The organism is Nocardioides sp. (assembly GCF_041393715.1).
GTDB lineage: Bacteria > Actinomycetota > Actinomycetes > Propionibacteriales > Nocardioidaceae > Nocardioides.
Genome location: NZ_JAWKJQ010000012.1, coordinates 76,092 through 101,031, shown reverse-complemented (window position 1 = coordinate 101,031; position 24,940 = coordinate 76,092). Strand labels below are relative to the sequence as shown.

Below are 24,940 nucleotides of genomic sequence, written 5' to 3'. Positions count from 1 at the left end.
GATGTCGACGCAGAGCCTGATCCTGGTCGGGTTGTTCTGGCCGCTCTTCCCGCTGAGCCTCGTGTTCAACCGTGTCCACGCGCTGCTGGGGCATGCCGTGCCGCGCGCCGTGCTGATCGTGATCTGGCCCCAGCTCGGGCTGCTGGCGATCTCCCGGGCCGACGGTCCGCCGCCCGACTGGCTGGTGTGGTGGGCGGTCCTCAGCGCCGTGCTCTACTCCTTCCGCATCCTCACCGTGCGCGACGTCTACACCTGGGTCGGGTTCCTGGCCACGGCCCAGTGGTCCCTGCTGTGGCTGCTCCCCGACGCCGCCTGGTCCGAGCCGTACGGCGACCCGTCGACGTGGGGCTCGGTGCTGGCCGTCGCGGCGCCGCTGGCCCTGCTCGTGCTGCTCGCCGGAGCGCTCGACCGGCGGTTCGGCGCCGCCTACACGCATGTCTACGGCGGCCTCGGCGTCGTGATGCCGCGGCTGTCGGTCCTGCTCACGCTCGGCGTGCTCGCGGCCGTGGCCACTCCGGTGTTCCCGACGTTCTTCGTGCTGCTGCGCGAGCTGCTCTCGGCACCCTCCGTTGCAGTCGTCGCGGCGGTGCTGACCGCGGCGTTGGTGTGGAGCTGGGCCGGGTTCCGCCTCCTGCAGGGACTGGTGGTGGGCTCGCCCGACCCTGACGCCGCCGTCACCGACGTGCCTCGGGTCGTGGCCGGGGCCGCACTCGTGGCGCTGGTCGGACTGCTCGTCGCCGGGATCTACCTCTCCGGGGAGATCGCATGAGTGACCTGTCGAGCCGAGGTCCGCTCGCTGCGTCGGCGGCCGAGACCGATCCGATGCCGAGCGCCGACCTGGGGGAGCGCCTGAGGGTGCGCTCCATGGTCCATCTCGCGGCGGAGCCGATCCCGTTCTTCTGGCCGATGCGCAACTTCATCCATCACAACCCCCTGTACGGCCTGGAGCACCTGCCGTTCACCGAGGCGGTGGCGCAGGGCTCCGCGCTGTTCCACGGGCGGGGCTACCTGGAGCGCCGTCAGTACCAAGCGCTGTCGGCCCGGGGCGAGGTCGACCCCGACGCCCTCGCCGCCGGGGTCCGGCGCGTGCTCGCCGGGTCCGCCCCGATCGCGGGGGTCGACCTCGAGCGCTGGGGGCTCGAGCTGCTGACCGGTCCGGAGCCCGCCGGGAGGTGGCGGGCCACGATCGCCACCCCCGCCGATGTGCGGGCACTGCTCGACGGGGGCACCATCGACCCGGAGCCGCCCTCCCTCGACCTGGTGCGCGCGAGTCTGCGCCGCGAACTGCTGGGCGCCCGGACGGCGTACGAAGCCGTCGACTCGCTGTACGGGTCGAGGATCGGCGCGGAGCTGGATGCCCTGGTCATCATGAGCTGCCTGGACTTCTTCGACGAAGGACAGTCGGTGTGGACGATGCCGGGACGCGAGCGAGGCTTCTTCACCGCCTGGCGCGAGCTCACCATGCACAACGTCCCCCTCGAGCGGCATGCCCGTCAGGTGCGGAGCATCCTGTCGCAGACGCGGACGCCCGAGGGCGTGATCCTGCACGTCCTCGAGGAGCTGCAGATCCCCGAGGACGAGTGGATCGACTACTTCACCCGAGAGCTGGCCCGGATGCACGGCTGGAGCGGGTTCATCCGCTGGAGGACGAGCGCGAAGAGCTATCACTGGGCCCGCGCGTTCCCCGGCGACCTGGTCGACCTGGTCGCCATCCGGATGGCCCTGGCCCTCGGGCTGCTGGCCACCAGCCCGCATCGCGAGGTGATGGCCCGGCCCGTCGTGGCCGCGGCCATCGAGGAGCGTCCGGAGGAGCTCTACCTGCGACGGGAGCTGTTCGGCGGCCAGCTGCTGCCGGCCCTGGCCGGGCGGGTCGAACGGGCCGTGGCCCGGTCGCGACCCGCCGAGGTCGCCGCGGTGTTCGCCGACTATGCCCGCGCCAAGCGGCAGCAGGAGGCCGCCCGGATGACGGCTCGCCTCGAGGGGCTGGCCCGTTCGCTGGGCCAACAGGAGCGGCTCGCCACCCTCGAGGCCGGCGAGGTGGACTCGCTGCTCGGGTCCTTGCGTCTCTGCGAGGAGCGTGAGGGCGAGGTGTGGTTGCAGGCCATGGAGAGCCGGGCCACCGCGCGCTTGCTGGACGGCCTGACGCTGAGCAAGCGCGGCCCGGACGAGCAGCGCCCGTTCGCCCAGGCCCTCTTCTGCATCGACACCCGCTCCGAGCGGCTGCGACGCCATCTCGAGAGCGTGGGGGAGTACCACACGTTCGGCATCGCCGGCTTCTTCGGGGTTCCGGTGAGCTTCATGGAGCTCGGCACCGGCAGCGAGACCCACCTCTCCCCGGTGATCGTGACACCGCAGAACCTGGTGCTGGAGATCTCGGCCACCGGGCTGGGTGACGAGCCGGTCATCTCGGTGCTGGGTGAGGCCGTGCACGAGCTGAAGGACTCCGTGCTCTCGCCGTTCGTCACCGTCGAGGCCATCGGCCTGCTGTTCGGCTTCGACATGGTCGGCAAGACGCTGGCCCCCCGCCGCTACGGGCAGTGGCGACGGCGGCTGGAGCCGCACCGGCCGCGCACCCACCTGCTGCTCGACAAGCTCGACCGGGCGCAGGCGGACTCCCTGGTCCGAGCGGTGCAACGGGGCGTCATCGTCCGGGCCGTCGAGCAGGAGCTCGAGGTGGACCCGGAGTCGGTCACCGACGCGATGATCCGAGACCTGCGCGAAGCGGCGCTCGAGCACGAGACCGACCTGACGCTGTGCCGCGAGCGGCTGGGGCTCGACGACCAGGAGCTGCGCGCCTTCGTGGCGCGGCTGCAGACCGACTACGAGATCAACACCTCCTTCGCCCAGCGTCAGCTCGAGCGCCTCGGCCGGATCGGCTTCAGCCTCGACGAGCAGGTGAACTACGCGGGGACCGCGCTGCGCTCGATCGGCCTGGTGCAGAACTTCTCCCGCTTCGTGCTCCTCGTCGGACACGGCAGTACGTCGGCCAACAACCCCTACGAGTCCGCGCTGGACTGCGGCGCCTGCGGCGGCAACCACGGGTTGGTCAACGCCCGCGTGCTGGCCCAGATGGCCAACAAGCCTCAGGTCCGGCGACGGCTGCGGGATCAGGGGATCGACATTCCCGACGACACCTGGTTCCTGCCGGCGCTGCACAACACCACCACCGATGACGTCGAGCTCCTGGACCTGGAGCTCATCCCGCCGGCCCACCTGGTCTACATCGACCGGCTGCGGACCGGCCTCACGGCCGCGTCGCGGCTCTCGACGCAGGAGCGCATCCCGACCCTCGGCCTGGAGTTCGACGACTCCTCGCGGAGCAGCGCTCCGGCGCGCGCCCACCGCAACTCGACGGACTGGTCGCAGGTGCGCCCCGAGTGGGGCCTGGCCCGCAACGCCTACTTCGTGATCGGCACGCGGGACCTGACGCGCCATGCCGACCTGGAGGGCCGGGCGTTCATGCACTCCTACGACTACACGCTGGACCCCAGACAGCGAGTGCTGGTCAACATCCTGACCGGCCCTCTGGTGGTCGCGCAGTGGATCAACATGGAGCACTACTTCTCGACGGTCGACAACGACTGCTACGGCAGCGGCAGCAAGGTCAACCTCAACGTCTCCGGACGCTTCGGCGTGATGAGCGGCAACGTGAGCGACCTGCGCACCGGGCTTCCGGCGCAGACGGTGCTCAAGGAGGGCGAGCCCTATCACGAGCCGGTCCGGCTGATCACGGTGATCGAGGCCCCCTTCGAGCACGCGCGGGCGGCCGTGGACGCCGTACCCTCGGCGCGGCAGCTGGTGGCCAACGAGTGGATCAGGCTGCTGGTGGTCGACCCGACCACCGCCTCGGTGCACGCGTACGACGACGGCGAATGGCACACCCGCGAGCGGCTCGAGACCCAGTGACGCACCGGCCGAGCGTCCTCCGCGCGGGCGAGGACGGCTGAGGACAACCACGATGGAGAGGACCGACATGGACGAGATCGAGCTGGGCGCTCTGAAGAAGCTGGAGATCGTCGTCGAGGGCGAGCATCGCGAGTTCGTGACCGACCTGCTCGACCACGCGGGGGTCAAGGGCTACACCATCGTCGAGAACCTCTCCGGCAAGGGGGCCCACGGGTTCCACCAAGGCCACCTGATGTTCAACGACGACGCGCTGCTGATCATGATCATCGCCGCCGTTCCCGAGCCGCTGGTGCAGCCGATCCTCGGCGGCTTCGCGCCCTTCCTGGGTCGGCACTCGGGCGTGGTCTTCGTGTCCGACATCCAGGTGATGCGGATGGTGAAGTTCCAGGGCTGACCGCCCGCGACCCGCGGCGGCGTCAGCGCCGGTGAAGACCTCATCAATTGCTGAATGATCAGCACCAAAGTTTCAATAGACGCCTGAACTCGCCCTCCTTACTCTCGACGAAGTGACCGAGAGGTCGTTGGCCGGATTCCGCGTTGCGAACCCCCGGGGAGAACCCGGGAGTCGAACGCTAGCCGAGGAGAGAGAGCGTGGCAGACAAGACCTACCAGGCGGGCGTGAAGGACTACGCCAAGACCTACTGGACCCCCGACTACGTGCCGCTGGACACCGACCTGCTGGCGGTCTTCAAGGTCGTGCCGCAGGCCGGCGTCCCGCGCGAGGAAGCGGCGGCCGCCGTGGCCGCCGAGTCCTCCACCGGCACCTGGACCACGGTGTGGACCGACCTGCTCACCGACCTCGACTACTACAAGGGCCGGGCCTACCGCATCGAGCAGGTCCCCGGCGACGAGAGCGCGTTCTTCGCCTTCATCGCCTACCCGATCGACCTCTTCGAGGAGGGCTCGATCGTCAACGTCCTCACCTCCCTGGTCGGCAACGTCTTCGGCTTCAAGGCCGTGCGCAGCCTGCGCCTGGAGGACATCCGCTTCCCGCGTGCCTACACGATGACCTGCGGGGGCCCGCCCAACGGCATCCAGGTCGAGCGCGACCGTCTCAACAAGTACGGCCGCCCGCTGCTCGGCGCGACGATCAAGCCCAAGCTCGGCCTGTCGGCGAAGAACTACGGCCGGGCGGTCTACGAGGTCCTCCGCGGCGGCAACGACTTCACCAAGGACGACGAGAACATCAACAGCCAGCCGTTCATGCGCTGGAACCACCGGTTCGAGTTCGTCATGGAGGCCGTGCACAAGGCCGCGGCCGAGACCGGCGAGGTGAAGGGCCACTACCTCAACGTCACCGCGGCCACGCCCGAGGAGATGTACAAGCGCGCCGAGTACGCCAAGGAGCTGGGCGCGCCGATCATCATGCACGACTTCTTCACGGCCGGCTTCACGGCCAACACCGGTCTCGCCAACTGGTGCCGTGAGAACGGGATGCTGCTGCACATCCACCGCGCGATGCACGCCGTCGTCGACCGCAACCCGATGCACGGCATCCACTTCCGGGTGCTCACCAAGGCGTTGCGGCTGTCGGGTGGCGACCACCTCCACTCCGGCACCGTCGTGGGCAAGCTGGAGGGGGACCGGCAGGCCACCCTCGGCTGGGTGGACCTGATGCGCGAGCAGTTCGTGCCCGAGAACCGCAAGCGCGGCATCTTCTTCGACCAGGACTGGGGGGCCATGCCCGGCGTGATGCCGGTGGCCTCCGGCGGCATCCACGTGTGGCACATGCCCGCGCTGGTCGCGATCTTCGGTGACGACTCGGTGCTGCAGTTCGGTGGCGGCACCCTCGGACACCCCTGGGGCAACGCCGCCGGCGCCCACGCCAACCGGGTCGCGCTGGAGGCCTGCGTCGAGGCCCGCAACCAGGGCCGCGCGGTCGAGAAGGAGGGCCGCGACATCCTCACCGAGGCCGCCAAGCACAGCCCCGAGCTCGCCATCGCCATGGAGACCTGGAAAGAGATCAAGTTCGAGTTCGACACCGTCGACAAGCTCGACCTCGGCTGACGCCGCGCCGGCCATCGCCCCTTCGCACGACAGCCCCAGGAGGACTGACCATGGAAGCCTACGGACCCACCAAGACCCGCGGAGAGACCTTCTCCTACCTCCCGCCGATGACGCCCGAGCGGATGCGTCAGCAGATCGCCTATGTCATCGCGCAGGGATGGAACCCGGCCGTCGAGCACACCGAGCCGGAGAAGGCCGGGTCGCACTTCTGGTACCTCTGGAAGCTGCCGCTCTTCGGCGAGCAGTCGGTGGACAACGTGCTCGCCGAGCTCGAGGCGTGCCACCGCGCGAACCCGGGGCACCACGTGCGCTTCATCGCCTACGACAACTACACCCAGTCGCAGGGCACCGCGTTCATCGTCCACCGCGCGGGAGCGCGCTGACCCATGGGCGCGAACGCGGTCCAGGCCGCAGATCCGGCTGCGTCGGCGGGGCATCGTGACCCTGCCGGAGGCGGTCGCGCGGCCGCGGTGGCGCGACGTCGCGCCCTGTCCGCCGGCCGGAGCGCCCTCGGCCCGGCCAGTGAGCGGGTCCGCACCGGCGCCCGCGCCGCCGACCTGCCCGACGCGCCCCTTGCCCGGGGCGGCGCCCAGCGCCCGATGCCGGTCCGCCCCGGACCACGCCGGAGCCGCCGGCGCCCACGTCGCCGGCAGCTGTCGATGCCGTCCGAACCGGTCGGCGGCGACCCGGCGCCGCCGCGTGCCTCGGGTGGCGCGGTCGCGGACGCCCACGTCGGCCGGCTGCTGTCGATGCAGCGTCGCCGCCAGCTGTCCCAGGGCAAGCGCGGCCTGGACGGCAGCGCCGCGACCCGCCCCGCTGACGAGACCACCGACCCGATCGGGTCGGGCGCCAGCGGTCCGGAGCCCCAGGGCCGCGTCGAGTACGCCGCCAAGGTCACCGCGTCGGGCACGCAGGGCGGCGGTCAGGTCACCGGGTCCGGATCGGCTCGGGTCCGCAGGTCACCGGTGACGAGCGTGGGCGCGGCCTGCCCGTCTCGGGCTCGCAGTACCTCCCTGCCGACGCTGCCTCGGGGCGCCGCCGGCCGGGCCGAAGGTGGGCCTGGCGCGCACCCGCGGCGGGCTCGTCGTCTCCGGGACCGCCGTGCGCAACGCCACGCCGATCACCGGCGACGAGCCCGGCGAGCATCTGCCGATCACCGGCTCGGCCGACCAGAAGCTGGACGACGACCTCACACCTCGCTCCGGTGGCAGGCCGGGTCCGCGCAGTTCCCGAGCAGGGCGTGCCGCACGGTGCCTCCGCCCACGCCGGGCGGCGCCGACAGCCGGGCGGCACCGGGTTCGAGGCCTCGGCCGGCGGCCACCCCGTCAGCGGGACCGCGGTCGGCCGCAGCGACCGCGTCACCGGCAACGAGGCCGGGGCGGCTCGCTCGGTCACCGGAGACCAGTACCAGGGCGCGATCTCGTCGCCCGCCGTGGACGACACCGCAGCCGAGCCGACCGGACGTCGTGACGCCGTGACCGGCCGCAAGGTGACCGAGTCCCAGACCTGGGGCGGCCAGCGCGTCACCGGCCCCGATGTCGAGCACCGCACCACGGTCACCGGTGACGAGCCCGGTGTGTGCCGACCCGTCACCGGGACGCCGTACCAGGGCCCGGGCACCGGCGTCGGCTGGTGCGCGCCCGACGAGGGGGAGTCCGCGGCCACCCGTCGGGAGGCCCGTGCACCCGGAGTCGCGGTCACCGGCGACGTGCCGAGCCACGCCGACGCCGTCACCGGCACCGAGCGCGGCCGCAGCCAGCGGGTCACCGGCAGCGCCTACCACCACGAGATGCGCGATGCCGAGGCCGTGGACGGTCCATGGTCGGGCGGCCGCGCCTTCCCCGGGGCCCTGGCCCGTCGCGGGCGGCCGGAGCCGGTGCAGGACCGGACCGACGCCGGCCCGATCACCGGCTCGTTCGCCATCGGCGAGGGCAAGGTCACCGGCAACAACGAGTTCCTCTTCCAGGCTCGAGCCCGTCGTGATGCCCCACCCGCGCAGGTCACCGGCGAGGGCAGCGTCGAGGGCCGCACCGTCACCGGCTCGGCGTGGACGCCGCACGGCCGGGTCACCGGCACCGAGGGACACATCGCCTCCGGCCGCAACCCCAGCGAGCGCGGCGGAGGCAGCCAGGGCTGGGCCGGCGCCCGCTCGTTCAGCGACCGGGCCAGCACCCACCCCCGTCCCCAGCGGGTCACCGGCCAGTCCGGTGTCGGTGACAACGCCTCGGTCCGGGTCACCCTGTCCGGCGGTGCGCGGGCATGAGGACCCTTCTCCAGCCCGATGGGCGCGTCCGCCCACCCTGGGAGCGCAGGACCGCTGCCCGGGTGCCCGGCGCTGCCCCGGCTGCGGCCTCGACCGCCTCCGTTCCCGCCGTGGGCGGCCACCCCTCAGCGAGCCTGCCCTCGGGGCGGCGCTCACTCGCCGCGCCGCCGACATCACCACGGCGTTCGATCGGATCGAGCCGGTGCTCCGCCGGCTGGCGCCCCTCCAGTTCGACGACGGCTTCGCTGTGCGGGCGCAGCAGGAGATCGCCGGCTTCCTCGGCGTCACGGTGCCGATCGAGCGGCTCGAGGCGACCTGGAGCAGCCCGCTGGACCTCGGCCTCGTGCACGCCCGGTGCGTCCTGGGCACCTTCTGCAACCTCGCCGAGGACGAGGTCGACCGCTCGCACGCCCGGATGGAGGAGGGCGAGGACGCCGAGGAGCTGATCCAGCGCTTCGGGTTCCACGCCGTCGACATCACCGCGTGCGCCGACGGCCGCCTCGGCGGTCTCGTCGACTACATCCTGCGGGTGCCGCCGGCGGTCGTCGTCTCGCGCGACTCCTACGCCGGCTCGATGTTCGACGTCGAGGCCGCGGTGCACCAGTGGGAGGCCGTCGAGCTGCGCCGCTGGCGCGAGGGTGTCCCCAACGCCGCCTCGGCCCCGACGCGCTACCTCAAGATCGGCGTCTACCACGTGAGCAGCGTCGACCCGCAGCACGAGGGCTGCGCCGCGCACGGCAGCGACGACACCCGGGCCGCCACCGAGCTGCTCGGCCTGCTCCAGGACTTCCGGGCCGCCGTCGAGCGCACCCACGGCGGCGGGGCGGCGGTCGCCGTCCTGCTCGTGGGCGTCGACACCGACACCGACGCCATCCGGGTCCACGTGCCCGACGCGGCGGGCCGCACCGACCTCCACCGGTTCGTCTCGAGCGCCGATCTCTACGACCAGACCGCGGGGATGGCTCGCGAAGCCGCCAAGGCGCACATCCGCACCGTCGTTGCCGGCGCCATGGGGGTCGACGCCGACGACGAGGCCACCGAGGGCATCCGCTGGCTGTGCGGCTACCTGCTGAAGAACAACATCGGCCAGGTGGAGGCCGTCCGCAGCCGCGGTGGCACCTACGCCGACGCGGGGCACGGAGAGCGGCTCGTCGTCGCAGGGGACGCCATCGACGACGTCCAGCTCCGCAACCTCGCCTTCCAGGCGCAGATGACCACGCTGGAGGAGGGCGCGGACGACCTCGACGTCGGGATGCGCATCCTGCGACGCTCGCACGCGCCGCGCGGCCTCGCCGTCCCCGTCCTCGTCCATGTCGCCTACGACGACCGGATCCCCGGCGCGCGCGCCAGGGCCGAGGCGCGGACCCGCCGGCTCGTCCGTGCCGTCGAGGACCGCTACCGGACCGACGAGTGCACCGGCGGGCCGGCCGTCCAGGGCGTGGTCCGGGCGCTGACCGGCTCTCGGCTCGAGCCCGTCGACCCCGACCCCATCGCGAAGGAGGCGGACCGATGAAGGTCTTCCGCGTCGAGGGCACCCTCGTCGCCACCGCGCGCATCGGCAACCTCGACCGGCACCGGCTGCTGGTGGTCCAGGAACGCGCCTCGTCGAGCAAGCAGGTGGCCGTCGACCCCGTCGGGTGCAAGCCCGGCGACTGGGTCATCGCCGTCGGCAGCTCGGCGGCCCGCGACGCCGCCGGCAGCAAGGAGTACCCCAGCGACCTCACCATCGTCGGCATCATCGACTACTGGGAGGAGGACGACCCGACCGACGACGCCGGGACGTCCGGTGGCGCGGAGGCAGCGTCATGAACATCCAGCGGGTGCGCAGCGACCTCGTCGCCACCGAGCGGGTCCCCGGGTTGCGGGACAAGTCGCTCCGCGTGGTCGAGGACGGCTCCGGGCACCTGACCGTCGCCCTCGACCCGGTCGGCGCCAAGACCGGTGACTTCGTGATCACCATCGAGACCTCGGCGGCGCGGTATGCCGCCGGCGACTACGCCATCGCCACCGACCTGACGATCGGCGGAATCATCGACCACTGGAGCGAGGAGCACTGGCGCGCCTGAGCCCACGACGCCCGGCCGCCGTACGCGTCCCCTTCACACGACTCTCATCCCCCAGGTTCACCCACATGGAAGGAAATCCAATGCCCAGAAATGACGAGAAGTTCGGGATCGCCCTCGGCATGATCGAGACCCGCGGCCTGGTCCCGGCGATCGAGGCCGCCGACGCGATGACGAAGGCGTCGGAGGTGCGCCTCATCGGACGCCAGTTCGTCGGCGGCGGCTACGTCACCGTCCTGGTGCGCGGTGAGACGGGTGCGGTCAACGCCGCCGTCCGCGCCGGTGCCGACGCCTGCGAGCGGGTGGGCGACGGTCTGGCCGCGGCGCACATCATCGCCCGGCCGCACACCGAGGTCGAGCAGATCCTGCCGGCCGGTGAGGGCGACCTCAGCGAGGCCGCCAGCTGACCGTCACCCGGCGGTCCACCGCGGCGGCCGGCCTTCCCGGCGCTCGCTCACCGCGAGCGGCGTCCCATCTCGAAGGAGACCCAGATGAGCATCGACACCCGCGAGGTGCCGGGCTGGACCGAGGTCGCACGACCTGCCGGCCTGCATCGTCGTTTCGAGTTCCCCACCTACGCCGACACCCGCGCCTTCCTGGAGCGGTTGGCGGAGCTGTCGAAGGAGACGGGGCTCTACCCGGACCTCAGCTTCGCGCGCACCTATGTCAACGTCACGGTGCCCGGCCCGCCCGAGGAGGGCATCGGGTCCGAGACCCGGGAGTACGCCGCCCGGGCCGACGAGCTCGGGGCTGACCGGCTCGGGTTGGCGGGAGTGGGCTAGTGGCTGCCGAGCGTCGCGCGGCCAGCCGTGCGCGCCAGGGCTCGACCACCCCGACGCGGACGGCCGCCACGAAGGCCGCGGCCACGAAGACCGCGGCCCGGAGGTCGGGAACCAAGAAGCCTGCGGCCACGACGTCGGTGCCGGCCGACCGGCAGACCACGGCGGGGAGCTCGACGCCACCCCGGCAGCGGCCCCCGCCGGGTGTGGCCGGACTGATGGCTCCGGCCGTGATGACTGCCCGTCGGCACGGCGCGCTCCGGACCGAGGGCCGAGGCCCGCGGTCGGGTGGCCGGCCCGTCGTCCAGGTGGCGGTGGGTGTGGTGAGGGCGGACGACGGCAGCGTGCTGCTCGCGCGGAGGCGGCCCGGCACCGAGGGCGAAGGGCTCTGGGAGCTGCCCGGCGGGAAGATCGAGCCCGGTGAGACACCCGCCGAGGCGGCCGCTCGCGAGCTGGCGGAGGAGGTCGGCATCGGCGTCGACGAGCTCGCGCCGTGGCGGGTCTATGACCACGACTTCGTGACCAAGCGGGTGCGCCTGCACTGGTTCCACGTGACCAGGTGGTCCGGCCAGCCGAGCGGTCGTGAGGGTCAGCCGGTCGCCTGGGTCGACCCGGCCGGCCCGCGGTTCGGCCCCTTGCTGCCGAGCAACGAGCGAGCGATGCAGGCCCTCGGGCTGCCCGAGGTCATCGCGGTGGCCGAGATCGGGCGCCACGGCCTGGACGTCGACGACCTCCTGACGCGGGTCGCCGTCCAGGCCGGCCGAGGCCTCCGGATGCTGCTGGTGTGTGCGCCCGGACTCGGTCCCGGACAGCGGGTCCAGCTGGCTCGGCGCCTGAACGAGGTGTGTCGGGGGACCCAGGTGCGGCTGCTGCTGTCGGGCAGCGCCCTGGAGGCGAGCAGGGCCGGTGCCGAGGGTGTCCACAGCGACACCCGTTCCCTCGACGGAGCCATGCACCGGCCGCCCGCGACCCTGTGGGCCGCGTCCGTCCGCGATGCGGAGCAGCTCACCCGGGCGCACCGCCTGGGTGCCGAGCTCGCCCTCGCCACGCCGGTTCTCCCGACGCCCGAGCGTCCGCATGCCGGGGTCCTCGGCTGGGAGGGCCTGGCGCGGCTGGCCGGGGCGGCGCCGCTACCGGTCTACGCCGCCGGCGGACTGCGCCCCACCGACCTGGTGACGGCGCGCGCCTCGGGTGCCGCCGGTGTCGTCGTGGACCTGGGGACGCTGTGAGGCACTCACCGCGACGACCGGCTCCCGGAGCGACCCGGGAGCGTGAACGCCAGGTCGCCCAGGGACTCGTCGGCACAGCTCTCGACGAACAGCGAGGCGGCCCTCAGCGGCTTGGCTCCGGTGACCAGGTGCCAGGGGCGGTTGATCGGCGTGCGGGAGAGGGGCACCTCGACGAGCAGTCCCTGGGCCAGGTCCTGCACGACGGCATCGGCATGGACCAGGTTGACTCCCAGACCGGCCTTCGCCCCGGCAAGCACCGCACCCAGCGAGCCGAGCGTGAGGGTCGCGGGGCTCATCTGCAGCTGGTCGAAGAGCGACAGGGTGGTGTGGAGGGTGCCCGAGCCCGGGCCGCGCAGCAGCCACGTGGAGTCCCACGGCGACTCCTCGCCGCCGGGCGCCGCCACCACGATCAGCCTGTTGGCGCGGGTCGCCCGGATCGTCAGCCCGGAGCCACGCGGGGGCCGTCCGCCGAAGACGACATCGAGCTCGTGGTCGCGGATCGAGGCGAACAGCTCGTCGCGCGGCTGCACGCTCAACGACAGCTCGACCCCCGGGTGGCGCTCGCGGAACCGCGCCAACAGTGCCGGGACGACGTACTCGCTCGCGGTGCCCACCGCACCCAGCCGCAGGCGCCCCAGACCCGCGCGCCGCACCGCGGCCTCCGACTCCTCGAGCAGTCCCAGCACCTGTCGGCAGTAGCCGGCGTAGACGCGACCGGCCTCGGTCAGGACGATGCCGCGGCCGGACTTGGTGGTCAGCTTCGTCTGCAGCTGCCGCTCGATGCTGGCCATGGCCATCGAGACGGCCGGATCGGTGATGTGCAGCTGGGCCGCGGCCTCGCGGATGCTTCCGGTGCGTGCGACGGCGGCGAAGGTGCGCATCCTCGACCACGTCACCGGTGTCTCGCCCACCGCCCCAGTCTAGTGACGCGCACCCGCTGCCGCCGACGCCCGCCGGATCTTCGCGGGTGTCGGCGGGTCCGCCCGCCCTGTGGGGGGCGACGAGAGCTGAGAGGTCCGAGGCCGGTTCGGCATGGGCGCCGGATGGCTCCCATGAGGCTCAGGAAAGGGGATGTGAGATGAGTGTGAACGATCAGCTGGTGGAGGGTACCCGCGGCCTGTTGGTCCTGGATGAGTACGCGCGCGCGGCGGTCGGTGGCTCGATCGACTTCGACGCGCTCGTCGCTGCGGCGCTGTCGGCCGAGGATCTGTCGTCGGCCATCTCGACGGTCGTGGTGGACGACGTTCCGGGCGTCGGTGGGACCGCGGGGCTGATGATCGGCGTACGCGATCGACCGGCCACCGACCCCTCGCGGGACCTCGACGGACTGATCGACGCCGGCCCGGACCTGATCGAGTTCCGCGCCAACCTGCGTCCCGCCGAGACGGCCAGCGGCCAGCCCGCCATCGACGTCGAACACCTCGTCGCCGGTGCGAGCCGGGCCGTGGAGCGCGGCGTCACCCCGCTGGTCACGGTGGCGATCCCCGACCTCGGGGGCCACTCGCGGGCGGTCGCGTTCGCCGTCGCCGGGAACGCGCTGCGGACCTTCTTCCAGGAGGCCGGCCATCGCGTCGACGTGAGCAGGCTCTTCCTCCGCGTCAACATGGTCAGCGCCGGGGCCCGGTCGCCGGAGCCCAGCACCACGGAGCAGGTCTCCTCCGACACGCTGGAGCTGCTGGGGCGGCACGTGCCGGAGGACGTTCCGGGGGTGTTCTTCCTCAGCGGGGGACAGTCACTGGACTCAGCCTGTGAGCGGCTGACCGCCATCGCCCGCGAGGCCCGCCACCGCGCCGTGCCCTGGCGACTCGGCTTCGCCTTCACGCGCGCGATCATCGAGGCACTGCCGCCCACACCTGGCGGCCCGGAGGCCGGGTCCGCGGACCGGGCGGCGGTGCAGGAGGCGCTCACCAGCGCCAGTCGCCGAGCGGCGGCAGCCCTGCAGGTCTGAGCGCGGCGGTCGGGCGCCCGGCGTCGCGGGGGAGTGACGAAGGGGCCTCCGACGCCGCGTTGTCGCGGGTCAGAGGCCCCTGCGTAGAGACGGTTGGCGCTCAGATGTCGTAGTAGAGCTCGAACTCGTGCGGGTGCGGGCGCAGCTGCACGGGAGCGATCTCGGAGGTGCGCTTGTAGTCGACCCAGGTCTCGATCAGGTCGGGGGTGAAGACGTTGCCCACGGTCAGGAAGTCGTGGTCGGCCTCCAGCGCCTCGAGGACCGCGCCGAGCGAGGTCGGAACCTGGTCGATCTCGGCCATCTCGTCCGGCGGGAGCTCGTAGATGTCCTTGTCGATCGGCTCGGCCGGCTCGATCTTGTTCTGGACGCCGTCGAGGCCGGCCAGCATCAGTGCCGAGAAGGCGAGGTAGGGGTTGGCCGACGGGTCGGGGAACCGGGTCTCGATCCGCTTCGCCTTCGGGTTGGCGCCGGTGATCGGGATCCGCACCGAGGCCGAGCGGTTGCGCGAGGAGTAGACGAGGGAGATGGGGGCCTCGAAGCCCGGCACCAGCCGGTGGTAGGAGTTCACCGTCGGGTTGGTGAACGCCAGCACCGCCGGGGCGTGCTTCAGGATGCCGCCGATGTACCAGCGGGCCATGTCGGACAGGCCGCCGTAGCCGGTCTCGTCGTAGAACAGCGGCGAGCCGTCCTTCCACAGCGACTGGTGCACGTGCATGCCGGAGCCGTTGTCGCCGAAGATCGGCTTCGGCATGAAGGTGACCGACTTGCCGGCGGTCCACGCCGTGTTCTTGATGAGGTACTTGAACTTCATCACGTCGTCGGCGGCCTTGAGCAGCGTGTCGAACTTGTAGTTGATCTCCGCCTGGCCCGCGGTGCCGACCTCGTGGTGGGCCCGCTCCACCTGGAGGCCGCAGGCCTCGAGGTTCTTGACCATGTCGGCCCGCAGGTCGCTGTAGTGGTCGTAGGGCTCCACCGGGAAGTAGCCGCCCTTGAGGCGGGTCTTGTAGCCGAGGTTCTCGCCCTCCTTGCCGGAGTTCCACCAGCCCTCGACGGAGTCGATGTGGTAGTAGCCCTCGTTGACGTCGGTGGAGTAGCGGACGTTGTCGAAGATGTAGAACTCCGCCTCCGGGGCGAAGAACGCGGTGTCCGCGATGCCGGTGCTCTCCAGGTAGGCAAGCGCCTTCTTCGCGATGTTGCGCGGGTCGCGGGAGTAGGCCTCGCCGGTGATCGGGTCGTGGATGAAGAAGTTGACGTTCAGCGTCTTGCTGGTGCGGAACGGGTCGACGTAGGCCGTGGTCGGGTCCGGGAACAGCGCCATGTCGGACTCGTTGATGGCCTGGAAGCCGCGGATGGAGGAGCCGTCGAAGCCGAGCCCGTCGTCGAAGACCGACTGGTCGAACGACGACACCGGCACGGTGAAGTGCTGCATGATGCCGGGCAGGTCGCAGAAGCGGACGTCGACCATCTCGACGCCCTCGTCCTTGATGAACTTCAGCAGCTCTTCGCTGTTTGCGAACATTCGTCCTCCTTGGCTGCGCGCTCGGCGCAGCCGGCACGTGAATCGGGGGCCATGAATCTGTTGGGGCGTGGTGATCCGACGCGACGTTGGGTCGGCTGCCCCGACCCTAGGAAGGGGCAGTTTCTCGACCGTATCCGGTTTGTTTCACCGACGTAACAGCCGGTCCGGAGGACGAGCCCCGGCTTCGGCGGGGGACGCCCGCACCCGCCCGCGGGGGCGGCGTCTCCTAGGCTGACGTGCGTGCCCGATGTCGAGACCGCCTCCTGGCCGCGCCGCGTGCTGGCGCTGGTGGTCGACTGGGCCGCCTCCACGCTGGTGGTCATCGCCGTGGGCGGCCTGGACTGGTACGCCACGTCCCGGCTGTCGGGCGTCGCCGTCCTTGCCGTGTACGTCGTCGAGAGCGGGCTGCTGACCGCGCTGGCCAAGGGGTCGTTCGGCCAGCTGCTGACCGGGTTGCGGGTCGTCCGGATGAACGGGGACCCGCGACCGGTGAGCCTGCTCGGAGCGCTCGGCCGCAGCGTGCTGATCGCCCTGGTCGTCCCGCCGCTGGTGTTCCGCCCGGACGGGCGAGGGCTGCACGACCTGGCCGTCGGCTCGGTCACCGTGCCCGTGCGGCGCGCCGTCACTTCGTGACCCGATCGTGAGTGTTTCGGCGCCCGGCGGCACCGCCGGACGCCTACCATGAGCCGACCTGACCTGGAAGGACTCGGCACGATGCGACGTACCACTCTGTTCCGCCGGCTGGCGGTGGCCACCGCGACCCCGCTGCTGGCGCTGGCCCTCGTGTCGTGTGCCGGCTCGGGAGGCGACACGAAGGCCACCAGCAGCGAGACCGGCACCTCCTCGACCAGCCCGTCCGACGACGCCTCGACCCCCTCGGAGAAGGCCACCGACAGCGGTGGCGACGTCGCCACCGGCGACACCCTGAGCGGCAAGGAGTTCGCGGCGCTGCTCAGCGGCTCCGAGGCCAACTACACCACCATGCACATGACGCTGGCGGGCACCGCCGAGGGCAAGCCGGTCAAGATGGACGCCGACATCGACGCCGCCGACAAGAAGCACCCGGCGATGCGGATGATCATCAGCGCCGACGCCCAGACCGTCGAGATGATCCTCGTCAACGACGAGCTCTACCTCGGCGACCCGAACTCGGGAGACCCCTACCTCAAGATGGGCAGCCCGCAGAAGGGCCAGGTGCCCTTCAACCTGGACCAGGAGGAGACGACCTCCAACCCGGGTGGCGGCTTCGTCAACGACAAGGACATCGTCTCGGCCACGTTCCTCGGGGAGGACGACCTCGACGGCGTCAAGGCCCGGCACTACGCCATCAAGGGCAAGGGCGACATGAAGGACGCCGAGCTGTGGTTGGACGACCAGGGCCGGGTGGTCCAGATCGTCGGGACCGTCGAGGGCGACCAGGTGACGATCGGGCTGTCGAACTTCGGCGAGAAGGTCACGATCAAGCCACCGAAGAAGTTCCAGGACATGTCCTCGCTGGGCGGCTGACCGCCCCGCAGCCGGGGCTCAGCGGCCGCGCAGGTTGCCGCGCAGCCCCTTCATGCTGGTGGGCACCGGACCCTTGGGCAGCGGCACCTTGGGCCGGGTCGCGTCCATGGCCTTGAGCCGGTTGATCACGTCGGTCATCTGCGCCGGCTTGATCGCCTTGGGCAGCTTGCGCACGGTCTTGCTGAGCTGACGCAGGCCGACCTGGCCCTCGCCGTTGCCGACGACCAGCTCGTGCACCGGCACCTCGGAGTCGACCCGCTCGTGCTTGCGGCGCTCCTGGTTCATCAGCGGGCGCAGGCGGTTGACGTTGCCCTCGCCGATGAGCACGATCCCGGGAGGACCGATGACCCGGTGCACCAGGTCGCTGTTCTTGTTGACCGCCACCATCTGGTCGGTGCGCCAGCCGCGCTTGAGGACGCTGAGCGCGGCGAGGGCCGCTCCCGGCTTGCCCTCCATCTGCTCGAACGCGGCCTTCTCGGCGCGCCGGCTGAAGACGACCACCGCGGCCAGACCGCCGATGGCGAGGGCGCCGAGCACCAGCACGATGATCTTGAACACGGTCATGTCGCGCGGCGGCAGCAGCCAGAACAGGAGAACGCCGACCGCGGCGCCGACCACGAACGAGCCGATGGTCCACAGACCCAGCCGCTTGTCGGTCTTCGAGGCGTACTGGTAGGCCTGGACGAACTGCTTGATCCGGCCCGTCTTCTCCGGCGCGGGTGTCGACATGCGTGGGTGCCTTCGTGGTGCGTGGGTGGACTGCTGGGGTGCTGCGGTGACCCGAGGGTCAGGTGGACGGCTGGCTGCGCGCCTCCATCGCCTGACGGTACAGGCGTCCGGCGCGGTACGACGAACGGACGAGCGGGCCGGAGAGGACCCCGGCGAAGCCGATCTCCTCCGCCTCGGCTGCCAGCTCCACGAACTCCTCGGGCCGGACCCACCGGTCGACCGGGTGGTGCCGCACCGAGGGGCGGAGGTACTGGGTGACGGTGACGAGCTCACAGCCGGCGGCGTGCAGGTCGACCAGCGCCTGGGAGATCTCCTCGCGGGTCTCGCCCATGCCCAGGATCAGGTTGGACTTCGTCACCAGCCCGGCCGCCCGGGCCCGGGTGAGCACGTCAAGGGACCGGTCGTAGCGGAACGCCGGGCGGATCCGCTTGAAGATCCGCGGCACGGTCTCCACGTTGTGCGCCAGCACCTCGGGGCGGGAGTCGAAGACCTGCGCCAGCAGGTCGGGGTCGCCGTTGAAGTCGGGGATGAGGTTCTCCACCCCGGTGCCGGGGTTGAGCTCGTGGATCGCGCGGACCGTCTCGGCGTACAGCCAGGCGCCGCCGTCGGGCAGGTCGTCGCGCGCGACGCCGGTGATGGTGGCGTAGCGCAGCCCCATCGTCTGCACGCTCTCCGCCACCCGACGCGGCTCGTCGCGGTCCAGCGGCTGCGGCTTGCCGGTGTCGATCTGGCAGAAGTCGCAGCGCCGGGTGCACTGGTCGCCACCGATCAGGAACGTCGCCTCGCGGTCCTCCCAGCACTCGTAGATGTTGGGGCAGCCCGCCTCCTGGCAGACCGTGTGCAACCCCTCGCTCTTCACCAGCTGCTGGAGCGACTGGTACTCCGGGCCCATCCGTGCGCGGGTCTTGATCCACTCGGGCTTGCGCTCGATGGGTGTCTCGGCGTTGCGCGCCTCGACCCGCAGCAGCCGGCGACCATCCGCGCTGACGGGCGCGGCCGGGGCGGGGGCCGCGCTGATCGAGGTGCCCGGGGAGGTGCCCGTGGAGGTGTCGGTCGGGGTCGTGGTCACGATCCTCGAGTCTACGGGGTGACCAACGGGACCCGGGGAACCGCCGGAGGGCGGTGACGCCGGCTCGGGTCGGGACGCGGCTGGTAGTCAGGCGTGGCGGCGTAGGGCTCCCAGGCGAGGTACGTCGCCAGTCGGGCCCGCACCAGCGGCAGCACCTCGGCGACGGTGACGTCGCGATCGAGCTCGGCGGACAGGGAGGTGACCCCGGCGTCGTCGATGCCACAGGGGACGAAGCGGTCGTACCACCCGAGGTCGACGTCGCAGTTGAGGGCGAAGCCGTGCATGGTCACTCCGCGAGACACCCGGATCCCGATGGCGGCGATCTTGCGCTCCGGGCCCCGGCCGTCGGCCGCCAGCCAGACGCCGGAGCGGCCGGGAACGCGAGCGGTGGTCACCCCGAGGTCGGCGCACACGCCGATCAGCGCCTCCTCGAGTCGGCGCACGAAGTCGACCACCTTGACGTGGTCGGGCAGCCGGACGATCGGGTAGCCGACCAGCTGGCCCGGTCCGTGGAAGGTGATCTTGCCGCCGCGGTCGACATCGATGACGGGGGCGCCGCCCGCGTCGACGGGGCGCTCGTGCCGCTCGGTGCTCTTGCCGGCGGTGAACACGGGCGGGTGCTCGAGCAGCAGCACGGTGCCGGGACGGTCACCGGCGACGACCTGGGCGTGCACGGCTCGCTGGAGGTCCCAGGCCTCGAGGTAGTCGAGGGGCTGCTCGCCGAGCTCGTCGAACTCCGGGGTCGTCACCCGGTCGAGACTACTCCGCGGGTGTGCCTGTGGATGAGCGGCACGGGAGGTGGCCGGGTTGCGGCAGGCTGGACACGTGGCTGCTCGCAGGTCGTCCGTCGTCGGGGCGTTGGTCGCCCTCGCGGTGGCGTCGGTGGCGCTGCTGGTCGCCCTCGGCGGGCGGGCAGCCGACAGGCCGCCGCAGCCGGAGCGGAGTCCCGAGCCCGCGCCGGCTGCGGTGCTGGCCGCCTGGGACGGCCAACGAGCCGACGCCTGGGGCCGCGGTGACCTCGACGGGCTCGCGCGTCTCTACACCGACGGCAGCCCCGCCGGGCGGCACGACCGACGGATGCTGCATCACTACCTCGCCCGCGGCCTGCGGGTGGAGGGGCTGCGCATGCAGCGGCTGCGGGTCGTCGTCGTGGAGCAGGCAGCCGACCGGTGGGTGCTGGAGGTGTGCGACCGTGTCGCCGGCGGCACGATCGTCGGCCGTGGAGTGGTGCGACCGCTCCCACGCGATCGGGTCAGCGCCCATCGGGTGACGCTGCTGCGGGTCGACGGCCGCTGGCGGGTGTCCGAGGTGCTCGCTGTCGGCGGGGCCGTCAGTCCAGCGCGGCCGCGATGACCGCGTCGACGTCGCGGTCGGCGAACTCGAAGCCCGCCTCGAGCAGCACCTGCGGCACCGCGTTGACCGAGCCGAGCAGCTCCGGTGCCAGCGCCCCGGCGGCCGGGGCGAGCACCGCCGCCGGCACCTTCAGCAAGGCCTTGCGGTGCGCGGCGTCGGCGATCGCGCGGGTGTACTCCGCGTTGGTGGGTGTCTCGGGGCAGCAGAGGTTGACCGGCCCGGCGACACCGGGAGTCTCGGCGAGGAAGGTCACCGCAGCGAGCCAGTCGCGCAGCGAGATCATCGGCATGTGCTGTCGGCCGCTGCCCAGGACCGTGCCCAGCCCGAGCCGGGTCGCGAGCAGCAGCTGCTTGAGCGGTGGGCTGCGGCGGTCCTGCACCGGCGAGGTGCGCAGCACGCAGACCCGGGCGCCCGCGTCGACGGCCGGTCGGGTGGCCTCCTGCCACTCGCGGGTGACTGACGTCAGCAAGGCGTCGCCGCGGCTCTCGGCCTCCTCGGTCAGCGGCTCGTCGCCGTGGTCGCCGTAGAAGGAGATCCCGTTGCCGGCGAGGTACGCCGGCGGCGACGGCGCCGCGGCCACCGCCTCGGCAAGCACCCGCGTCGTGCCGACCCGGCTCTCCCGGAGCTCACGGGCCCACCGCTTCGAGTGGGGGTTGCCCGCCGTCGGGCTGCCGGCGAGGTTGACCACGATGTCGGCCGAGGCGACGAGCGCGTGGTCGAGGGTGCCCGAGCCGGGGTCCCACGCGGACTCGTGGCTCCCGTGCGGCGGTCGGCGGACGAGCCGGGTGACGCGGTGCCCGCGCTCCTCGAGGTGCTCGGTCAGGTGCGACCCGAGGAACCCCGAGCCGCCGGCCATCACGACGTGAAGCGACATGCGGTCAGTCTGCCATCGGGCGGGTGACTAGCCGGCGAGGTGTCCCCACCGGGGGCCAGGCCGGACCAGGGTCCTTCGTCGACGACGGTGCCACCGGCCAGCACCACCACCCGGTCGGCCTGGGCCAGCGCGGCGGCCTTGCTCGTCGCGCCCACCACGGTGGTGCCGCGCTCGCGCAGCGCCTGCCACAGCTCGACCTCGGTAGCGGCGTCGAGCGCCGACGACACGTCGTCGGCCACCAGCAGCTCGGCGTCGCAGGCCAACGCTCGGGCGAGGGCCAGGCGCTGCACCTGGCCCCCCGAGAGCCGGACCCCGCGGTGGCCGACGACGGCGTCGAGTCCGCCGGCCTCGGCGACGTCGCGCTCGAGGCGGGCGTCGGTCACGGCCGCGGTGACCGGGCGGTCGGCGTAGTCGAGGGTGATGTTGCCCCGGAAGGTGCCGGACAGCACGCGGGGCACCTGGGCCACGTGGGCGACGCGACCCGGACGCAGCTCCACCTGGGGATCGGCCACGAGGCGGTCGTTCCAGCGGATCTCACCGGTGGTGGCCACCAGGCCGGCCAGCGCGCCGAGCAGGCTGGACTTGCCCGAGCCGACCTGGCCGAGCAGCAGCACCAGCTCGCCGGCCCGCACGGTCAGGTCGACGTCGTCGACGCCCACGGTGCCGTCGTCGTGCACCACCGTCACGCCGCGCAGCGTCAGCTCGGTCAACGGCTCCCGGTCCGGGACCGCAGGAGTGGGCGCCGTGCCTGCGGCGAGGTCGACTCCCTCCGGCAGCTCCATGAGGTCGCCGCCCCCGGCCAGGGCGCTGGTGGCCTGCATCCACGAACGGACACCGGGTGCCTCGGTGACGACCGAGCCGGCCACCCGCCCGAACCAGTCGAAGCCCCCGACGGCGTTGGCGACCAGCAACGTGGTCGCGAGCCCCCATCGACCGGTGACCAGGCCACCCCAGGCCGCGACCACGCCGCACTGCACCATCACGAAGGGGACACCGTCCAGGAGGGACTGGACGCGGTGCTCGCGCACCGCGGCGTCGACCCGACCGCCGTCGACCCGAAGCAGATGGGCGTGGACGTCGGGGGTCGCCGCCGCGAGCTTGACGGTGCGGACCGACTCCATCGCGGAGACCAGTGACCGGCCGAACCGGGCTCGGGCCGCCGAGGAGGCGGCGGCCGAGCGGCCGGCGACCGGTCGGCCGACCGCGGAGGCCGACGCGGCGGCCAGCATCACCGCGAGCAGGATGGCCCCGGCCAGCAGCGACCCGGACAGCAGCGTCGTGATGACCGCGATGCCCAGGCCGTTGAGGAAGTCGACCCAGCGGTCGGTGTAGCGCGCCAGCCGGTCGGCGTCCATGGCCCGGCCGACCACCTCGCCGGGCGGGGTGCGCACCAGGCGGTGCTGGACGGTCTGCCCGTGCAGCACGCTCATCCGCACCCGCAGCATGACCGAGACCCACCAGCGCGGGAAGCAGTAGATCGCCTGCGACAGCAGCAGCGGGGAGACCAGCAGCGACCCCAGCAGGGCCAGCGTGAGCAGCAGCGGCCGGCCGCCGGCCTGCAGGTCGCTCACCAGGTGGCCCCAGATCCATCCGGTGACGGCGCCGAACGCGCCGGTCACGGCCGAGGCGAAGAACAGGGCGACGCCGACCAGGCCCCAGCGCGGCTCGACGAGCAGCGCGCTGAACGTGGCCCGCGCGAGGCTCGGCGTGGGTCGCAGCGGCGGCGGTGTGGGTGCGGTGGTGGTCCGCCGGGCGGTGCCGACCGGGTGCCCGTCGACCTCGTCGCGGGGGATGGTGGTCGTGGCCGCCACCTGCCCGTCCCCCCCGGGGAGGTGCGGGGCAACGGTCCGCTCGGCCTCGACGGACGCCGCCTCGAGCAGCTGCCTGAAGGGGCCGGCCTCGCCGGCCAGGCGGTCGCGGGGCCCGTGCTGGACCACGCGGCCGCCCTCGAGGACGGCGACCCGCTCCGCGCGCTCGGTGGTGGACAGCCGGTGGGCCACAAGCAGGCCGGTGCGGCCGGTCAACAGCCGCTCGGACGCGCGCACCACCCGAGCCTCGGTGACGGGGTCCATCCGTGCGGTCGCCTCGTCGAGCACCACGATGCTGACGTCGCGCACCAGCAGCCGGGCGAAGGCGACCAGCTGCTCCTCGCCCGCCGACAGGCTGGTGCCGCCCGGACCGAGCACGGTGTCCAGGCCGTCGGGCAGGCTCGCCACCCAGGAAGTCAGCCCGAGCTCGTCGACGGCGGCGGCCACCCGCTCACGGGGGGCGTCGGCGAACAGGGTGATGTTGTCGGCCAGGGTGCCGGACAGGATCTCGGTGCGCTGGGTGACGACCCCGACGGCGGCACGCAGCTGTTGCAGGTCGAGCTCGCGGACGTCGACACCGCCCAGCAGGACTGAGCCGGGCTCCGGCTCGACCGCACGGGAGAGCAGGGACGCGAGCGTGGACTTGCCGGAGCCGGTGCGGCCGACCAGCGCGCAGGTGTGCCCGGCCGGCACCGCGAGCGACACGCCGCGCAGCGCGAACGTGCCCGTGGGGTAGGCGAAGTGGAGGTCGCGGAAGTCGAGGTCGAGGGGCCCGTCGGGGAGCGGCCGCCCGCCCTCGGGCTCGGGCGTCGACGCCAGCATGGCGCGCAGCCGCAGCACCGCGCCGAAGCCCTCCTGCAGGTCGGGGACGTGCCGGGCCAGCATGTCGACCTGACCGACGAACATCGTGGTCACCAGGAACAGGGTGACCAGCTCGGCGGTGCTCAGGTGGCCGGTGCTGACCAGCGCGATGCCGGCCAGCGCGGTGGCCGCCAGGGCGCCGTGGAGCAGGCTGCCGGTGGTGCGCCCGATCCGCACCTCGAGGGCGAGGACCGCGCGGATCCGGCTGAGGATCTCGGCCGACAGCTCCGCGGACCGGCGTACGACGTGGGCCTGGCCGAGGCTGGTGCGCAGGTCGTCGCGGGCGGCCACGCCCTCCTCCATGGCCGCGGCGTGGTCGGTCCAGGCCATCTCCTCGACCACCTTGCGGGCGGCGATCTGGGGCAGGATGCCGCGGACGGTGAGGTAGGCGACCGCCCCGGTCAGGGGGAACAGCACGAACGCCGGCCACCAGGTGAGCCCGGCGACGATCCACAGCGGCCCCGTGGCCATCAGGGTGCGCACCGCCATCCAGACCGCCCAGCGGAGCATCTGCCCGACCTCGTGGGTGTCGTCGTCGATCCGGTCGAGCACCTCGCCGACGGCCTGCTCGGTCAGCTCGGAGAGCGGCTGTGCCATCGCGGCGTCGAGCAGGTCGGAGCGCAGCTGGCCCTCGGCCCGGTCGGCCACGCCGGTCCAGACCACCTTGGCGACCGTGTCGACGACCGCGGCGCCGACCACGCAGACGGTGAGCAGGCCCAGCAGGCGACCGACCGGGTCGTCGGCGAGCAGACCGGCGACCACGGAGCCCAGAGAGGACCCGATGGCGGCGATGAACGAGCCGGCCAGACAGAACCAGGTGGCAGGACGACGCAGCCGCCGCCAGTCCACCGGCTCCCGACCCGGTGGCAGCACCGGGACCCCGTCCGAGACCGACGGCGACGTCACGAGGGCGGTCTGCTCGGTCGTCGTCATCGGTTCGACGTTACGGGCACCCGCCGACATCGCGCGCCCCATTTTCGGCAACGTCCTCCGGTGGCCGGCCACCCGGAACGGGCGACCGGCCGT

23 protein-coding genes and 1 pseudogene are annotated in these 24,940 nt (G+C 72.4%); 17 read left to right on the top strand and 7 right to left on the bottom strand.

Annotated features, from left to right (window positions below; all coding sequences use genetic code 11):
* Position 1: 1 nt before the first annotated feature.
* The 13 genes and pseudogenes from R2740_RS16900 to R2740_RS16840 all read left to right on the top strand — a co-directional run bounded on the left by R2740_RS16900 (position 2) and on the right by R2740_RS16840 (position 12,247).
* Positions 2-769, top strand: a complete 768-nt coding sequence (locus R2740_RS16900) for a hypothetical protein (protein WP_371303861.1) — start codon at positions 2-4, stop codon at positions 767-769.
* The gene (locus tag R2740_RS16895; protein WP_371303860.1) at positions 766-3,906 is read left to right on the top strand and encodes a DUF2309 domain-containing protein; all 3,141 of its coding nucleotides are present in this window, start codon (positions 766-768) and stop codon (positions 3,904-3,906) included. The genes R2740_RS16900 and R2740_RS16895 overlap by 4 nt, the downstream gene beginning before the upstream one ends.
* A gap of 52 nt (positions 3,907-3,958) precedes the next feature.
* Positions 3,959-4,300 carry a P-II family nitrogen regulator gene (locus R2740_RS16890; RefSeq protein ID WP_371303859.1) on the top strand — a complete coding sequence of 114 codons (342 nt, stop codon included), beginning with the start codon at positions 3,959-3,961 and terminating at the stop codon, positions 4,298-4,300.
* Positions 4,301-4,497: 197 nt separating this feature from the next.
* Complete coding sequence (locus R2740_RS16885) at positions 4,498-5,913, top strand: form I ribulose bisphosphate carboxylase large subunit (protein ID WP_371303858.1); 1,416 nt, start codon at positions 4,498-4,500, stop codon at positions 5,911-5,913.
* Positions 5,914-5,963: 50 nt separating this feature from the next.
* Positions 5,964-6,296, top strand: a complete 333-nt coding sequence (locus tag R2740_RS16880) for a ribulose bisphosphate carboxylase small subunit (RefSeq protein ID WP_371303857.1) — start codon at positions 5,964-5,966, stop codon at positions 6,294-6,296.
* 661 nt (positions 6,297-6,957) lie between these two features.
* Positions 6,958-7,068: pseudogene (locus R2740_RS16875) on the top strand (CsoS2 family carboxysome shell protein); the annotation flags it as partial.
* A gap of 49 nt (positions 7,069-7,117) precedes the next feature.
* Positions 7,118-8,176 carry a CsoS2 family carboxysome shell protein gene (locus tag R2740_RS16870; RefSeq protein ID WP_371303856.1) on the top strand — a complete coding sequence of 353 codons (1,059 nt, stop codon included), beginning with the start codon at positions 7,118-7,120 and terminating at the stop codon, positions 8,174-8,176.
* Positions 8,121-9,689, top strand: a complete 1,569-nt coding sequence (locus R2740_RS16865; protein ID WP_371303855.1) for a carboxysome shell carbonic anhydrase — start codon at positions 8,121-8,123, stop codon at positions 9,687-9,689. The genes R2740_RS16870 and R2740_RS16865 overlap by 56 nt, the downstream gene beginning before the upstream one ends.
* On the top strand, positions 9,686-9,985 hold the full coding sequence (locus R2740_RS16860) for a carboxysome peptide A (protein WP_371303854.1): 300 nt from the start codon (positions 9,686-9,688) through the stop codon (positions 9,983-9,985). Before R2740_RS16865 ends, R2740_RS16860 begins: the two co-directional genes overlap by 4 nt.
* Positions 9,982-10,242, top strand: a complete 261-nt coding sequence (locus R2740_RS16855) for a carboxysome peptide B (protein ID WP_371303853.1) — start codon at positions 9,982-9,984, stop codon at positions 10,240-10,242. Before R2740_RS16860 ends, R2740_RS16855 begins: the two co-directional genes overlap by 4 nt.
* 80 nt (positions 10,243-10,322) lie before the next feature.
* Positions 10,323-10,646: a BMC domain-containing protein gene (locus tag R2740_RS16850; protein WP_371303852.1), complete on the top strand. Its 324-nt coding sequence runs from the start codon at positions 10,323-10,325 to the stop codon at positions 10,644-10,646.
* Positions 10,647-10,730: 84 nt separating this feature from the next.
* The gene (locus tag R2740_RS16845) at positions 10,731-11,021 is read left to right on the top strand and encodes a 4a-hydroxytetrahydrobiopterin dehydratase (RefSeq protein ID WP_371303851.1); all 291 of its coding nucleotides are present in this window, start codon (positions 10,731-10,733) and stop codon (positions 11,019-11,021) included.
* 215 nt (positions 11,022-11,236) lie between these two features.
* Positions 11,237-12,247, top strand: a complete 1,011-nt coding sequence (locus tag R2740_RS16840; RefSeq protein WP_371303878.1) for a Nudix family hydrolase — start codon at positions 11,237-11,239, stop codon at positions 12,245-12,247.
* Between the two features lie 5 nt (positions 12,248-12,252).
* Here R2740_RS16840 and R2740_RS16835 read toward each other — a convergent pair whose 3' ends face one another.
* Positions 12,253-13,158, bottom strand: coding sequence for a LysR family transcriptional regulator (locus R2740_RS16835; protein ID WP_371303850.1), 906 nt, complete (start codon positions 13,156-13,158; stop codon positions 12,253-12,255).
* 167 nt (positions 13,159-13,325) lie between these two features.
* Between R2740_RS16835 and R2740_RS16830 the strand changes: the two genes are divergently transcribed.
* Positions 13,326-14,195 (top strand): class I fructose-bisphosphate aldolase, encoded by an 870-nt coding sequence (locus R2740_RS16830; protein ID WP_371303849.1) that lies wholly within the window; start codon positions 13,326-13,328, stop codon positions 14,193-14,195.
* A gap of 100 nt (positions 14,196-14,295) precedes the next feature.
* On the opposite strand, the gene glnA is transcribed toward R2740_RS16830, so the two are convergent.
* Positions 14,296-15,714: a type I glutamate--ammonia ligase gene (glnA, locus tag R2740_RS16825; protein ID WP_371303848.1), complete on the bottom strand. Its 1,419-nt coding sequence runs from the start codon at positions 15,712-15,714 to the stop codon at positions 14,296-14,298.
* A 240-nt stretch (positions 15,715-15,954) separates the two neighbouring features.
* On the opposite strand from glnA, the gene R2740_RS16820 reads away from it, so the two are divergent.
* Positions 15,955-16,347 carry an RDD family protein gene (locus tag R2740_RS16820; RefSeq protein ID WP_371303847.1) on the top strand — a complete coding sequence of 131 codons (393 nt, stop codon included), beginning with the start codon at positions 15,955-15,957 and terminating at the stop codon, positions 16,345-16,347.
* Between the two features lie 81 nt (positions 16,348-16,428).
* A complete protein-coding gene (locus tag R2740_RS16815; protein WP_371303846.1) occupies positions 16,429-17,220 on the top strand; it encodes a hypothetical protein in 792 nt (263 codons plus the stop codon).
* Positions 17,221-17,238: 18 nt separating this feature from the next.
* Here R2740_RS16815 and R2740_RS16810 read toward each other — a convergent pair whose 3' ends face one another.
* The 3 genes from R2740_RS16810 to lipB all read right to left on the bottom strand — a co-directional run bounded on the left by R2740_RS16810 (position 17,239) and on the right by lipB (position 19,767).
* Positions 17,239-17,949 carry a DUF4191 domain-containing protein gene (locus tag R2740_RS16810; protein ID WP_371303845.1) on the bottom strand — a complete coding sequence of 237 codons (711 nt, stop codon included), beginning with the start codon at positions 17,947-17,949 and terminating at the stop codon, positions 17,239-17,241.
* A 58-nt stretch (positions 17,950-18,007) separates the two neighbouring features.
* On the bottom strand, positions 18,008-18,916 hold the full coding sequence (gene lipA, locus R2740_RS16805) for a lipoyl synthase (RefSeq protein WP_371303877.1): 909 nt from the start codon (positions 18,914-18,916) through the stop codon (positions 18,008-18,010).
* Between the two features lie 113 nt (positions 18,917-19,029).
* Positions 19,030-19,767, bottom strand: a complete 738-nt coding sequence (gene lipB, locus R2740_RS16800; protein ID WP_371303844.1) for a lipoyl(octanoyl) transferase LipB — start codon at positions 19,765-19,767, stop codon at positions 19,030-19,032.
* Between the two features lie 76 nt (positions 19,768-19,843).
* Here lipB and R2740_RS16795 point away from each other — a divergent pair, with 76 nt between their 5' ends.
* Positions 19,844-20,371, top strand: a complete 528-nt coding sequence (locus R2740_RS16795; protein WP_371303843.1) for a hypothetical protein — start codon at positions 19,844-19,846, stop codon at positions 20,369-20,371.
* Here the strand turns inward: R2740_RS16795 and R2740_RS16790 are convergent.
* Positions 20,349-21,245, bottom strand: coding sequence for a TIGR01777 family oxidoreductase (locus R2740_RS16790; protein ID WP_371303842.1), 897 nt, complete (start codon positions 21,243-21,245; stop codon positions 20,349-20,351). The two genes, R2740_RS16795 and R2740_RS16790, sit on opposite strands and share 23 nt — an antisense overlap.
* Complete coding sequence (locus R2740_RS16785; RefSeq protein WP_371303841.1) at positions 21,227-24,847, bottom strand: ATP-binding cassette domain-containing protein; 3,621 nt, start codon at positions 24,845-24,847, stop codon at positions 21,227-21,229. Before R2740_RS16785 ends, R2740_RS16790 begins: the two co-directional genes overlap by 19 nt.
* Positions 24,848-24,940: the final 93 nt, after the last annotated feature.